We start from the raw sequence: 13,232 nt of genomic DNA on the forward strand, positions 1-13,232 counted from the left end.
CCTCTATGCTGGAGGCGAGCAAACCTCACGTTTCCACGATAGGAGTGACCACGGTGGACGCCTCCGATCAACACGAATCAACTCATGAATCCGAAAAGGATCAGCAGTGGTGGATTGACCACATGAGGGTCCAGTACGACGAGGATCCCAGTTCAGTTGACGACGCCTGGCGCGAGTACTTCAAGGCTGTCGACGCCCTCGAAAAGGCTGACGAAGCCGATGTGCGCGTCACAGCTGAAGAGGACATACAAGCCAGTGAACCGGACGGCGACGAAGCCGACCAGACTTCGGCAAGTGACGTTGCCGACGAGTCGGAGGAAGAGCGTCCAGCCAACACGATGCTGGTCACACGATCCGACCTTCCTCCCGCACCACTGGCGCAGACCAGTGAAGCCACCTCGCCCTACACGCGCATGACGGCGGCGCGCGCGGCCACTGAGCTCAATGAGGATGCGCGGACCGAAGATCGTACCGATCTGTTGAAGGGCATTGCACGGGCAACGGCGAAAAACATGGACCAGTCGCTGACGATTCCGACCGCCACATCTGCCCGCCAGGTACCGGCAAAACTGCTGATCGAAAACCGTTCACTGCTCAACCGCCACTTGGCTCGCACGACCGGCGGCAAGGTCTCGTTCACTCACCTGATCGGATACGCGCTGGTGGAAGCCATGTGCGAGATGCCGTCAATGAACGTGCGCTACTCCACCGACAAGAAGGGCCGGCCGCAAATTGAGCATCTCGCGCACGTCGGTTTCGGACTGGCGATCGACGTGGCGCAACCCAACGGGAAGCGCTCGCTGATGGTGCCGGTCCTGCAGGAAGCGGACACACTGACATTTCTCGAGTTCGTTGCCGCCTATAACGACACGGTGCGTCGTGCTCGCGATGGTGAACTGACCCCGGATGATTTCCAGGGCGGCACCGTGACCCTGACGAATCCCGGCACGATCGGCACGACGACATCTGTTCCGCGCCTGATGACAGGTCAAGGACTCATCGTCGGTGTCGGTGCGACGAACTACCCCGCCGAATTCGCGGGCGTGTCCCCTCGCCGTCTGGCTCAGCTCGGCATCGGCAAGACGATGTTCCTGTCCTCCACCTATGACCATCGCATTATTCAGGGTGCGGCATCCGGCGAGTTCTTGCGGTTGATGGACAACAAGCTGTCCGGCAAGGACGGATTCTGGGATCGCGTCTTCGATACCTATCATGTCCCCCACCCGCCTTATCACTGGGAGCCTGATCGCGAATACGACATTGAGCGCGAAAAAGGCAAGCCTGCACGTATTGCGGAATTGATTCACGCATACCGCTCGCGCGGGCACCTTGCTGCTGACACTGACCCGCTGGCTTATCGTGTGCGGCGCCATCCTGACCTGGATATCACCAGCTACGGCCTGTCGGTGTGGGATCTGGATCGTCAGTTCCCCACAGGCGGTTTTGGCGGGGAATCCTACATGACGCTGAGGGAAATCCTCGATCGTTTGCGCGATACATATACACGCACCATCGGCATTGAATACATGCACATTCAGGATCCTGAGCAGCGCAAATGGGTCCAAGAGCGCATCGAGAAGCCCTACTCCGTGCCCTCGACTGAGGAACAGCGCCACATTTTGTCTACTCTCAATCACGCGGAGGCATTCGAGGAGTTCCTCCAGACCAAGTACGTCGGGCAGAAGCGGTTCTCACTGGAGGGCGGCGAATCGCTGATTCCACTGCTTGATGCGATCCTGTCGGATGCAGCACAGGCCGGTTTACCTGAGGTGGCTATCGGAATGGCTCACCGCGGCAGGTTGAACGTACTGGCCAACATTGCCGGCAAGTCCTACGGGCAGATCTTCTCTGAGTTTGAAGGCAACGAAAACCCGCAGGACGAAGGCTCCGGCGACGTGAAGTACCACCTGGGCACTGAAGGCGTGTTCAGCCGTGAAGACGGTGTGGCCACCAAGGTGTATCTGGCTGCAAACCCGTCGCACCTGGAGGCCGCTGACGGCGTCCTCGAAGGCATCGTGCGCGCCAAGCAGGATCAGCTCCATGACGATGATTTCTCGGTTGTGCCGATTCTGATCCACGGCGATGCCGCCTTCATTGGCCAAGGAGTCGTGCAGGAAACACTGAACCTGTCTCAGCTCAAGGGATATCGAACCGGCGGCACGATCCACCTGATCGTCAACAACCAGATCGGTTTCACAACCGGCCCGACATCGGGACGCTCAACCCGTTACCCGACGGACCTGGCCAAAGGCCTGCAGGTGCCGATCCTGCACGTCAACGGCGATGATCCCGAGTCAGTGGTGCGCATGGGACATCTGGCAATGGCCTATCGCGAGCGCTTCCATAAGGACGTGATCGTGGATCTGGTGTGCTACCGCCGACGCGGCCACAACGAGGGCGACGATCCGTCGATGACGCAACCCGTCATGTATGAACTGATCCGTCAGATTCCATCAACCCGCACCGTCTACATGCGTAACCTGATCGGACGCGAGCAGCTGACCGAAGAAGAGGTCGAAGCATCCATCAAGGAATACGAAGACGAGTTGAACAAGATCCTCACGCAGACCCGTGAGGAAGGCTGGCAGGTTCCTGAATCCCAGCTGCCTGGCCAGGGCATGATGATCGGTTGGGAATCCCCCGTTCCGGCAGGCGCCATCGAACGCATCGGTGAAGCATTCAACACCTTCCCTGATGGCTTCGTTCCCCATCCCAAGATGCTGAAGCTGTGTGAACGGCGTCAGGAAATGGCGACGGGCACACGCCCGATCGACTGGGGCTTTGGTGAGCTGATCGCTTTGGGCTCGCTGGTCATGGAAGGAACTCCGGTGCGTTTTTCCGGACAGGACGCCCGTCGTGCAACGTTCGTCCAGCGTCACGCGGTTCTGCATGACCACAACAATGGCCGCGAGTTCACTCCGCTCAACTTCCTCACCGACGATCAGGCGATCTTCGAAATCTACGATTCGCCCCTGTCTGAGTACGTCGTCATGGGATTTGAATACGGCTACTCGGTTCAGCGTCCTGATGCGCTGGTCGTGTGGGAAGCACAGTTCGGTGACTTCGCCAATGGCGCCCAGTCAGTGATCGATGAGTTCGTCAGCTCATCTGAGCAGAAGTGGGGACAACGCTCCTCGGTTGTCCTTCTGCTCCCCCACGGCTATGAAGGGCAGGGCCCCGACCACTCGTCAGCGCGCATTGAGCGTTATCTGACTTTGGCCGCCGAAAACAACATGTGGATCTGTCAGCCGTCGACACCGGCACAGCATTTCCACATGCTGCGCACGCAGGCCTACAGGCGCCCTCGTAAACCCCTCATTGCGTTCACGCCCAAGCAGCTGCTGCGTCTGCCCGCAGCCAGCTCGTCGATCGACGATTTCACGTCCGGTCACTTCCTGCCCGTCATTGGCGAGGTCGACCAGCGCGTCACCGATGTCAATCGCGTGGTGTTGTGTTCAGGCCGTCTCTACTACGACCTGGTCAAGGAACGTGAGGCGAAGGAAGCATGGTCGACTGCGATCGTGCGTGTCGAGCAGTACTACCCCAAGCCGATCGATGAGATTCGTGAGCAGCTGGATCGCTACCCGGGTGCTGAGGTTGTGTGGGCGCAGGATGAGCCCCGCAACCAGGGCGCGTGGCCGTTCATGGCGCTTAACGTGTTCACCGAACTGGGCGTGCAGCCCATCGTGGTGTCGCGTCCTGCGTCCGCTTCCCCTGCGGCAGGCCGGGCCTCCACCCACAAGCGCCAGCTCGCTGAACTGCTCGCCACACTCTTTGGCGAGGACTGACCTGCTCGCTTCATAGACGCCTCGTGCTCCTCGATTTGCGCCTCTCGCGCTCGAGGGGCACTTGGCATGTGAGCTCCGCTTCTGTACCATCCGCCCCGTCATCTAAGCAGGACTCTGGGCATTTAGCGCGCGGGCCTGAATCTGCGGAACTTCTTCCTCACTCCTCACAGGCCCGTGCACAGCTGGTGTGTGAACCTCGATCTGCGGAGCTTCTTCGTCGTTCCCACATACCTTTGAACACCTGTCGGGCCAGAATCTGACCTGCCAGCTTGCGTTACGTGTGATGGGCGCTGCGAGCGGCTAATCTAGTGGAAGGTGCATGAAGGAGGAAACCAGTGAAGCGCATCTGCGTGATCGGTGATGACTTGGTTGCCGGAACCGGTGACCCCCGGGCCTTGGGGTGGGTTGGACGCGTCATTGCACGCACCCGTTTTGCCTCAGCCCCCGCCGTCATGCCCCTCGCCGTTCCTGGAGAAACAACCGCAGGTCTCGCTGCCAGGTGGGAAAGTGAAGTCAACGCGCGGATTTCCTCATCCGACACATTGCACATGGTGGTAGCCGTTGGTGCGGCCGACGTGCCCAGTGGGTTATCCACACCGCGGTCACGCCTGAATCTGGCCAATATTGTGGACCGTGCGCGCGAGCGCGGCATCTCCACGCTTGTGGTCGGCCCACCGCCTCTGGCCGGAGCCCAGCAGCAGCAGCTGGCGGCCCTTGACCGAGCATGTGCGGAAGTGTGTGACCGCCGGGGTATCACCTACGTGACGTGCCTGGAGCCCCTGGTCGCACATGACCAGTGGATCGCTGACATGGCCGCATCCACTGCCCGCTCCCCCCATGAGCTCACGTTGCCGGCGCAAGCCGGATACGCGCTGATGGCGTACCTGGTTCTTCACCAAGGCTGGTTTGAGTGGGTGGACGCTGACCCGATGCCGTAACACCCTGCCGGCCGCGGCGAGGTTGCCGCGCTGATCAGAGCCACCCTCCAACGATTTCGAGGATCAGTTTCAGGTTGAGGATTGTCAGCACGATGGTGGACACCCATCCCAGGATTGCGACCCATTTCGCGTTGACGAAGCGCTCCCCCATGATTTTCTTCGACGATGTCAGCCACACCAGCGGCACCATTGAAATCGGCAATGCGATGCACAGGAATACCTGCGATCCCACCAGGAGTTCTTCGAGGGCGACCTCGGAACCATTAAATGCAATCGTGCAGACCAACACAGGAATCACAGTGATGACGCGGGTGATGACGCGGCGCGCCCACAGCGGAATGCGCAGCCTGATGAAACCCTCCATCACGATCTGGCCCGTCAGCGTGCCGGTAATCGTTGAGTTCTGGCCCGAGGCCAGCAGTGCGACAGCGAAGAGCGTGGACAGAACCGGGCTGGCAACTGTACCTGCCAGCGAGGGATCCTGGAGCGCATCGTAGAGCGAGCCGAATGTGGACAGGTCCTCGCTGGAACCGAAGAAGAGCGCAGCACCCAAAAGCAGCAGGAGGCAGTTGATCACGAACGCTGCACCCAGCTGGATGTTCGAATCCCACGTAGCGAAACGTACGGCGCGAGCCTGGTCGCCCTCGTCATGTCGGTTGTAGGAACGAGACTGCACGATGGATGAATGCAGATACAGGTTGTGGGGCATGACGGTTGCGCCCACAATGCCAAGTGCCATGGTGAGTTCGCCGCGGCTCAGCGTCTGGGGTGACGGCAGGAAACCCTTCGCCATGTCGGGGATGCTGGGTTGCGCAAGGATGACCTCGTACAGGAAAACCGCCATGATCGTCAGAATCAGCGTGACGACGATGGCCTCAATCTTCCTGAAACCGACGCTCATCAGCAGCAAGAGCAGCAGCACGTCGAGGACGGTGATGAGGACACCGACGATGAGCGGCAGTCCAAACAATAAGTGCAAGGCGATAGCTGCGCCGATGACTTCCGCCAGGTCGGTCGCCATGATGGCGAGCTCGGTGACGACCCATAGGACGAGCCCGAGTGTGCGCGAGGTGTGGGCGCGCGTAGCCTGCGCCAGGTCCATGCCGGCAACGATGCCAAGTTTGGCTGCCATGTACTGCAGCAGCATCGCGATCAGCGAGGAAACCAGAATGACGTTGAGCAGCAGATACCCGTATTGCTGACCGCCGCCGATGGAAGTTACCCAGTTGCCCGGATCCATGTAACCTACCGCGACCAGGGCGCCCGGGCCCGAAAAAGCGAAGAGTTGGCACAGGAAGCTCGCATTCTTATCAGGGATCGCCACAGTTCCGTTGATCTCCTGCAGAGACGGCCCGTTAGCAAGGGTCACTAAATGCCGGCGACCGTCTGTGCGCGGTGCTGCATCGTCGCGTCCAGTCGTGCGCACTCCACTCTCACGTTTCACGTGCACTTTCTCTTTCACTTTACCAATCCCTCGGTGCGAGGAGGAATCCCCTCAAACGCCTGGCCTCGAATAAGCCCAGGCAGCTTCCCAGACCCACGGCATAGAACCATTTGTAGAACCTCACGGGTATACGATACCTCTTTTTCGGCTACCCGGAATTCATCTCGAGATGTCTGCGCCACACTTCACAGCGCCTGTCATGACCTAGGACCAGCGACCCCAAAGTGGATCTCTCGATACACATACCCCTAGATTTAAGGTCTCTCGTTGCACATACCCCTAAATTTGACTCGCAAAATGCACATACCCCTAGATAAAGCGTCAGCGGAGATGCATACAGACACACTCATGGCCCGTGACCAGCGCTTTTGAAAACTCGCCCAAGGACAGGCTTATTATTTCCAGGGGTTCGTGCACAAAAAAGCGAAGATCTAGGGGAATGTGCACCTACCCAAGTTAGATCTAGGGGAATGTGCACCTGCCCAAGTTAGATCTAGGGGAATGTGCACCTACTCGAGCTAGATCTGCGCTTGCGGAGCCGAATGTCAGCCCTTCAAGTCCACAACCGGCGTGTACCGCTCACGCCATACAGACATTCGCGCATTAACCCACATTTCGGGCATTAACCCGGTATTAACCCCATTCCAACGCGCTCCCCGCCCGCGACCGCCTGTCGCCCCAGGCACATAAAAAAGCCCAGCACCATGAGATGCTGGGCTTTACTCGCACGGCCTCAGGATCGTGAGATCCGGTCAGTGACGTGCGTCAGATTAGCTTGCTCGCACACCAACTAGCAGTTGGGACGCTTGCCATGGTTGGCAGCGTTCTTGCGACGTGCACGGCGCTTACGACCACGCTTCGACATCACGGCCTCCTCAAATTGTTGAATCAACTTGCCCAGTTTTCCATAGACTGACCCAAGTCACAAATATCTCAGGCTAATCGAAACCAATCTCACGTCCCCGGCCTTGGTACTCTCCTCCACTGCCCCGGCATTCACGCCCGTCGACCCTGGCTCTCAGGTCCACAAGCCCTGCCAATTACTCCTGTTCATACACGCTGCAGATCCGCATCCGCAGCGATTCAGGCGCACGCACCGTGCGCGCCAAGTAGGCCCGCTTGAGCATCTGCCGGAACTGGCGCTCACGTTGGATGGCTCGCTGACAGGTCTGACAGCGCTGCACATGAGCAACCAACAGCTCAGCCGCCCGCTCATCCAACGCTTCGATCGGGATCGCGCGCGCAGCGTCGCCCTCGTCGTGACAATCCGACCACGTGCGCATCTCGACATCCACGATCTCGCCGACGTGTGCACGCAGTTGGGAACAGGTGATGTGAATGAGTGATCTCATGCGTTGTCTCCTATCCCGTATTCGCGCGCAAGGCCTGCCAAAGATTTCCTCAATGCCGCCCTGCCGCGATGCAGACGCGACATTACCGTGCCGATTGGAATGTCCAGCGTCTGAGCGATTTCTTTGTAACTGAGCTGCTCGACGTCCGCCAGCCACACGACCACTCGGTAGTCCTCTGACAAGTCCTCCATCGCGTCGCGTACCTGGTCGGACGGAATGCGGTCAAGTGCTTCGGCTTCAGCTGAGCGCAATCCCTCTTCCGAATGAGACGCGGCATCGACCAGCTGCCAGTCCTCCACCGTTTCCGTGCCCGAGCGTTTCGGGGAGCGCTTGGCCTTGCGGTAGTGCGTGATATACGTGTTGGTCAGGATCCGGTACAGCCAGGCCTTGATATTCGTGCCCGGCTTGTACTGGTCGAACTTTGCGTAGGCTTTCTCAAATGTTTCCTGCACTAGGTCCTCAGCATCAGCCCGGTGGCGCGTCATCGACAGTGCCGCGCCGTAGAGCTGGTCAAGCAGCGGGAGTGCTTCAGCCTCGAAACGTTCCTTCTTCCCCACCGGCGCAGACTCTTTAAGCGCAGATCCATTGGCCACAGACTCATTGACGAGGGTGCCCTGCCCGCCGTCAGATTCACCATCCACGCGCGTCGACGGATCCAGATCCGCAGCCGTTTCAGCAGCGGTATCCTCGGCGCTGTGGGTGTGAGTGAACGTGTGTGCCATCAGCATCCACATTAGTGCCAAATGGCCGGCTAGGCCGGTCACACCCACCTGATATCGCGTGTCACCTGCCTGAAAAGCCCCGCGGATGCTCTGTTGCCTCATATACTTCATAACGAGCGGGGAACTGAATTTGTTCCATCGCTTCTTCACAGTCGCCAGATCATCCAGAAGGGCAGACCATAGGATCATGAATATTCTTCGCCTAGTCGCACGACCATTGCTCGCACTCCCATTCATTGCAACCGGGGTGAGCGCAATCAGGAATCCTGACGAACACGTGGAGCGCATTGAACCGGCACGTCCGCTGCTTGACAAGACCGGCCTGACGCTGAGCGATGGCCAGCTCAAACTTGCCACACGCGCACTGGGCGGCGTGACCGCTGTCGCCGGAGTGTCACTGGCTCTGGGCAAGGCCACACGAACCTCTGCAGCGGTATTGGCTCTGACCTCCATCCCTCTGGCTCTGGTGAACAACCCCGTGTGGACGGAGGGAACCCCCGATCAGCGCGCTGCGTGGAGGAACGGCCTGATCAAGGATTTCGCTTTGTTCGGCGGCCTGGTCATCGCCTCGACCGACCGTGAGGGTCGCCCATCCGCAACGTGGAAGCTGCGCAACTGGGCCGATCACCGCTCCGAGCTGCGTGCGGCACGAAGTCAGGCATGGGATGACGCTTCGGAGGTCTATCAGGCATGACGGCGGGGGCTTTGCTTCCCCTCTGGTCCGCGCCTTTCATCGAACCTCACCGGCGAATCGATGCCAGCGTCACAGTTCCCGGTTCAAAATCGCTGACCAATCGTGCATTCATTCTGGCCGCTCAGAGTACGAATGAGTGTGTGATCGACGGAGCTTTGGATTCGCGTGACACACGCCTGATGGCCGATGCGCTCGAACAATTGGGCTGCACTGTCGATTGGGATTCCACAGGATCGGCGCGCGTGCGTCCCTCTCGGCACACGATGGGCGAGGCGCGCGCACACATTGACTGCGGCCTTGCCGGAACCGTCATGCGTTTCGTGCCCGCCCTGTGCGCCGCGGCCGGCGTGCACGCGTTTTTTGACGGCGACGAGGGAGCACGCGTACGCCCTCTGGATGCACTCCTGAGCGCTCTGACCAGTGCCGGCGCTCGTATCACCTGTCATGGCGAACCAGGTTTCCTGCCTTTCGAACTCGACGGGATTCCCGCTGATATTTGCGGCAGTGATGGCGTGACCAACCGCCATGCACCGATGACGATTGACGTTGATACACACGAGTCGTCACAATTTGCCTCAGCGCTGCTGTTGAGCGCTCCCCTGCTCGCCACCCGTATGAACAGGCCGGTTCAGATTCGACTCACTGGCCGGGTGGTGTCTCTGCCGCACATTCAGATGAGCGTGCGGACCCTCCAGGAATGGGGTGTGACCGTTCGCTCCGGCACAGACGAGGGTGGCCTGAACGGCCCTGACAGTGCGACCTGTGGCAGCACAACACCAACCGACGCACAGGCTCCCTCGTGGATTATTGAGCCGGAGCTACCGATCCTGAGCCGCGTTGCCATCGAGCCCGACCTGTCGAACGCCGGGCCGTTCATCGCTGCTGCTCTGGTCACCGGTGGGCAGGTGCGAATCCCGCACTGGCCCGTGCACACGACGCAACCCGGTGACGCGTTTCGTCAGATCGCTCAGCAGATGGGTGGGCAGGTCAACGTGGATGCCGACGAGATCCTCTGCGTGAAGGGCCCTGAGCGTGGCCGGTTGCTCGGCGTTAACCGTGATATGAGTGACATCGGTGAGCTGACGCCGACCGTGGCGGCGCTGGCAGCTGTCGCATCGACCGAGTCGCATCTATCGGGAATCAGTCATCTGCGAGGGCATGAAACGGATCGTGTGAGCGCTCTGCGCACCGAGATCGAGCGACTGGGCGGTGACGTAACAGAGTACCCTGATGCGCTGACGATTCGCCCGCGAGCGCTCCACGCAGCGGACCTGCACACGTATCACGATCACCGCATGGCGACGTTCGGAGCAATCATCGGACTGGTGGTGGACGGCGTGCGCGTCTTCGATATTGGGACGACAGGTAAGACACTGCCTGATTTTGTCGCGTTGTGGCAGGCGACGGTCGCATCGGCCGAAAGTGGGGATCAGTGAACAGACGCGATATCGGCACTGATGATCCGCGGGTGCGAGTGCGTCCTGGTCGAGGATCCCGGCCGCGCACCAAGAAGCGCCCGGACTGGTCGACCCGCCCGCTGGGTCGCGTTATTGCGATTAACCGCGGGCGTTTCATTGTTGCCGCCGATAGCGGTGTACGCATTGTTGCAGTGCAGGCTCGCGAGCTGGGTCGCGGCTCTGTCGTTGTCGGTGACCGAGTGCGGCTGACGGGAGACCTGTCGGGTGCGAAAGATACTCTGGGGCGCATCGTCGCTGTTGAGGAGCGCTCATCGGTGCTGCGGCGCTCGCGTGAGGATGTGCCTGAACAGCGCGAGAAGATCATCGTGGCAAACGCGCAGCTGATGGTGATCGTTACGGCGCTGGCCAGTCCGCCGCCTCGGATCGGGATGATTGACCGGTGTCTGGTTGCCGCACATGAGGCAGGTATGGAATCCCTCGTCGTCCTGACGAAGTCTGACCTGGCGCCTGCTGACGACATTATTCGTACCTACGACGGCTTTGGTGTCCCCTTTGTCGTGACGACAGCAACAGGAACCGATGAAGGCGGCTGTGGGCAGGTCACGACTGGTTTGGAGGAACTGCGCGCTCACGTGGAAGGCAGGACGTCGGTGCTCGTCGGCCATTCGGGAGTGGGTAAGTCCACGCTCATCAATGCGCTGGTACCCGATGCGCATCGCAGTGTGGGTCACGTCAATGCCGTGACTGGACGAGGGCGGCACACGTCCACGTCGTTGGAAGCTTTCATGTTGCCGTCAGGCGGGTGGGTGATTGACACGCCCGGTGTCCGTTCCTTCGGCCTGGCCCACGTTGACGAATCCGATGTACTGGCGGTGTTCCCTGAGCTGAAGGATGTGTGTTCGTGGTGCTTGCCGATGTGCACGCATCTGGAGTCGGAGCCTTCATGCGCGCTGGACGCATGGATCAGTGGGCAGGAACCTTTCAACGCGCAACCGGTCAGCAGTGACGAATCGGACAGGCGGCGCAGGATTGTCGATTCGGCGCGCCGACTTCTCGAGTCCACGGCTAGCGCAAGAGCTCACCACTGACGCGCGCCGATCGGCGCACTCGGGCTAGCCGCCCCTGAGGGGCCAGACCGACTGCGGGAGCTGAGCCGACCGCGAAGATCAGCCTGGCAGCCAGAAGCAGTTCAGCCCCGGCGGAAATGGCGAGCGAAGTTTTGCAGGAATAAGTGCGCGCCCGACACATCGGCCGACGCGGTTTCCGACTCAATGCGGGCACGTTCAGTCGGCGCATAATAACCCCGGTCCGCATATTCGCGGATTCGCACGTCAATACCTGCGTGATCAAGTTCGGGGTGGAACTGGCTGGCCCAGCACGACTCCCCTACCCTGATCAGCTGCACTGGCGCGATAGACGGTCCCTGCGCAATGAGCACAGCACTGTCAGGCATGGCGGTCACGGCCTCGTGGTGGCCGACGAATGCGCGGAACGTGTCGGGCACTCCCTCGCACAGCGGATCCCCTGCGGCGGCAGACGTGAGTGTCATCTGCGGTGCGGAGATCTCCTCGGCAGCTTCAGGTCCGACGCGTCCGCCCTGATGCACAGCAAGTAGACCCAGGCCGTAGCAGATTCCGAAAAAGGGGAAGGACTCGTCGAGGAGGCGGTCAAAGAGTGCGAAAAGATTACGCTCAATATCGTGCTGTACCTGACTTTTCCGGTCTTCAGGAGCGGCCACGTCAAACGGTGATCCGCACAGAATGATTCCGGAATACTCGTCGAAGTTGACTGATGGGAAGGGGTCAGCTTCCATTCGCACATGGACGATCTCATCGGATGACAGGCCTGCCAGGCGCGGCAGGTTAATCAGCTCATCGCGTGCAACGACTTCTTCGCTACGTGAGGTCAGCATGAGGAATGGTTGTGACATGTCCATACTGTAAACGGAATGTGTCCCGCTGCGCTCAGCGAAGCGCCGCCGTGAGATAGGACTTTACACGCCAAATGCCGATACTGTAGAAGCATGTCTGATACTCGCCGTTACATTGAGGACCTCCGCCTGGCGCACGTCCTCGCAGACCAGGTGGATGCGCTGACGATGGATCGTTTCGGTGCGCAGGATCTTCAGGTTGAGTCCAAGCCCGACCTCACTCCCGTAACCGATGCTGACCGTGCGGCGGAGGATTTGATCCGCTCCCAGCTGTCCCACGTGCGCTCGCGCGACGCGGTAGTCGGTGAGGAACGAGGCTCGTCGGGCCATTCTGCCCGCCGGTGGATCATCGATCCGATTGACGGGACGAAGAATTTTGTGCGCGGTGTGCCGGTGTGGGCAACGCTGATCGCTCTGGTTGAAGATGATCGGGTCGTGATGGGACTTGCCTCTGCGCCCGCGTTGAAGCGGCGCTGGTGGGCTGCTGCTGACCAGGGAGCGTGGACCGGCACCTCGTTGATGCGAGCGAAGAAAATCTCCGTGTCGAAGGTGGATTCGATCGAGGATGCGTCCCTGTCGTATTCCTCGCTGGACGGATGGCTCCACCATGATCGAGGAGGGCAATTCCTCCAGCTACAGTCATCATTTTGGCGCACCCGTGCCTACGGTGATTTCTGGAGCTACATGCTGGTCGCTGAAGGTGCGGTCGATGCAGCATGCGAACCGGAACTGAACGTGTGGGATATGGCGGCGTGCTGTGCGATTGTGACTGAAGCTGGCGGTTCTTTCACGTCGTTGACCGGCGAGGACGGCCCGTGGGGTGACAATGCGTGTGCCTCCAACGGACTGATTCACAAGGAGATTCTGACCCAGCTGGATTGGCCTGACAGCACCTCTGATTAGGGTGTTTGCCGGGGCGGTACGCAAATGCACATGGCATGGGGCA

Annotated in this window: 11 protein-coding genes; 6 read left to right on the top strand and 5 right to left on the bottom strand. The window is 60.1% G+C overall.

The features are described 5' to 3' along the window. Positions 1-53: 53 nt before the first annotated feature. Positions 54-3,788 carry a multifunctional oxoglutarate decarboxylase/oxoglutarate dehydrogenase thiamine pyrophosphate-binding subunit/dihydrolipoyllysine-residue succinyltransferase subunit gene (locus QP093_RS06390; RefSeq protein ID WP_285015702.1) on the top strand — a complete coding sequence of 1,245 codons (3,735 nt, stop codon included), beginning with the start codon at positions 54-56 and terminating at the stop codon, positions 3,786-3,788. A 335-nt stretch (positions 3,789-4,123) separates the two neighbouring features. Further along, positions 4,124-4,726 carry a GDSL-type esterase/lipase family protein gene (locus tag QP093_RS06395; RefSeq protein ID WP_285015704.1) on the top strand — a complete coding sequence of 201 codons (603 nt, stop codon included), beginning with the start codon at positions 4,124-4,126 and terminating at the stop codon, positions 4,724-4,726. 34 nt (positions 4,727-4,760) lie between these two features. Here QP093_RS06395 and QP093_RS06400 read toward each other — a convergent pair whose 3' ends face one another. From QP093_RS06400 to QP093_RS06410, 4 genes are all read right to left on the bottom strand, one after another. Then, positions 4,761-6,170, bottom strand: coding sequence for an Nramp family divalent metal transporter (locus QP093_RS06400; RefSeq protein WP_285015707.1), 1,410 nt, complete (start codon positions 6,168-6,170; stop codon positions 4,761-4,763). 790 nt (positions 6,171-6,960) lie between these two features. Further along, positions 6,961-7,035 carry a 50S ribosomal protein bL37 gene (locus tag QP093_RS10120; RefSeq protein ID WP_371935780.1) on the bottom strand — a complete coding sequence of 25 codons (75 nt, stop codon included), beginning with the start codon at positions 7,033-7,035 and terminating at the stop codon, positions 6,961-6,963. A gap of 175 nt (positions 7,036-7,210) precedes the next feature. Further along, positions 7,211-7,522, bottom strand: a complete 312-nt coding sequence (locus tag QP093_RS06405; RefSeq protein ID WP_058237008.1) for a hypothetical protein — start codon at positions 7,520-7,522, stop codon at positions 7,211-7,213. Further along, positions 7,519-8,244 carry a sigma-70 family RNA polymerase sigma factor gene (locus tag QP093_RS06410; RefSeq protein ID WP_285015710.1) on the bottom strand — a complete coding sequence of 242 codons (726 nt, stop codon included), beginning with the start codon at positions 8,242-8,244 and terminating at the stop codon, positions 7,519-7,521. The genes QP093_RS06405 and QP093_RS06410 overlap by 4 nt, the downstream gene beginning before the upstream one ends. Before the next feature lie 187 nt (positions 8,245-8,431). Here QP093_RS06410 and QP093_RS06415 point away from each other — a divergent pair, with 187 nt between their 5' ends. From QP093_RS06415 to rsgA, 3 genes are read left to right on the top strand one after another with little or no spacing between them, the layout of a single operon-like run. Further along, entirely contained in the window at positions 8,432-8,938 is a 507-nt protein-coding gene (locus QP093_RS06415) for a DoxX family protein (RefSeq protein WP_070726395.1), read from the top strand. Further along, the gene (locus tag QP093_RS06420; protein WP_285015712.1) at positions 8,935-10,374 is read left to right on the top strand and encodes a 3-phosphoshikimate 1-carboxyvinyltransferase; all 1,440 of its coding nucleotides are present in this window, start codon (positions 8,935-8,937) and stop codon (positions 10,372-10,374) included. The genes QP093_RS06415 and QP093_RS06420 overlap by 4 nt, the downstream gene beginning before the upstream one ends. Then, on the top strand, positions 10,371-11,444 hold the full coding sequence (gene rsgA, locus QP093_RS06425) for a ribosome small subunit-dependent GTPase A (RefSeq protein WP_285015714.1): 1,074 nt from the start codon (positions 10,371-10,373) through the stop codon (positions 11,442-11,444). The genes QP093_RS06420 and rsgA overlap by 4 nt, the downstream gene beginning before the upstream one ends. A 101-nt stretch (positions 11,445-11,545) precedes the next feature. Here rsgA and QP093_RS06430 read toward each other — a convergent pair whose 3' ends face one another. Next, on the bottom strand, positions 11,546-12,286 hold the full coding sequence (locus tag QP093_RS06430) for a glutamine amidotransferase (RefSeq protein ID WP_074026193.1): 741 nt from the start codon (positions 12,284-12,286) through the stop codon (positions 11,546-11,548). A 93-nt stretch (positions 12,287-12,379) separates the two neighbouring features. On the opposite strand from QP093_RS06430, the gene QP093_RS06435 reads away from it, so the two are divergent. After that, the gene (locus QP093_RS06435; protein WP_058237012.1) at positions 12,380-13,189 is read left to right on the top strand and encodes an inositol monophosphatase family protein; all 810 of its coding nucleotides are present in this window, start codon (positions 12,380-12,382) and stop codon (positions 13,187-13,189) included. The last annotated feature ends 43 nt before the right edge of the window (positions 13,190-13,232 follow it).

Origin of the sequence: Pauljensenia sp. UMB10120, from assembly GCF_030212035.1 — a bacterium.
In the GTDB taxonomy this organism is placed as follows: domain Bacteria; phylum Actinomycetota; class Actinomycetes; order Actinomycetales; family Actinomycetaceae; genus Pauljensenia; species Pauljensenia radingae_A.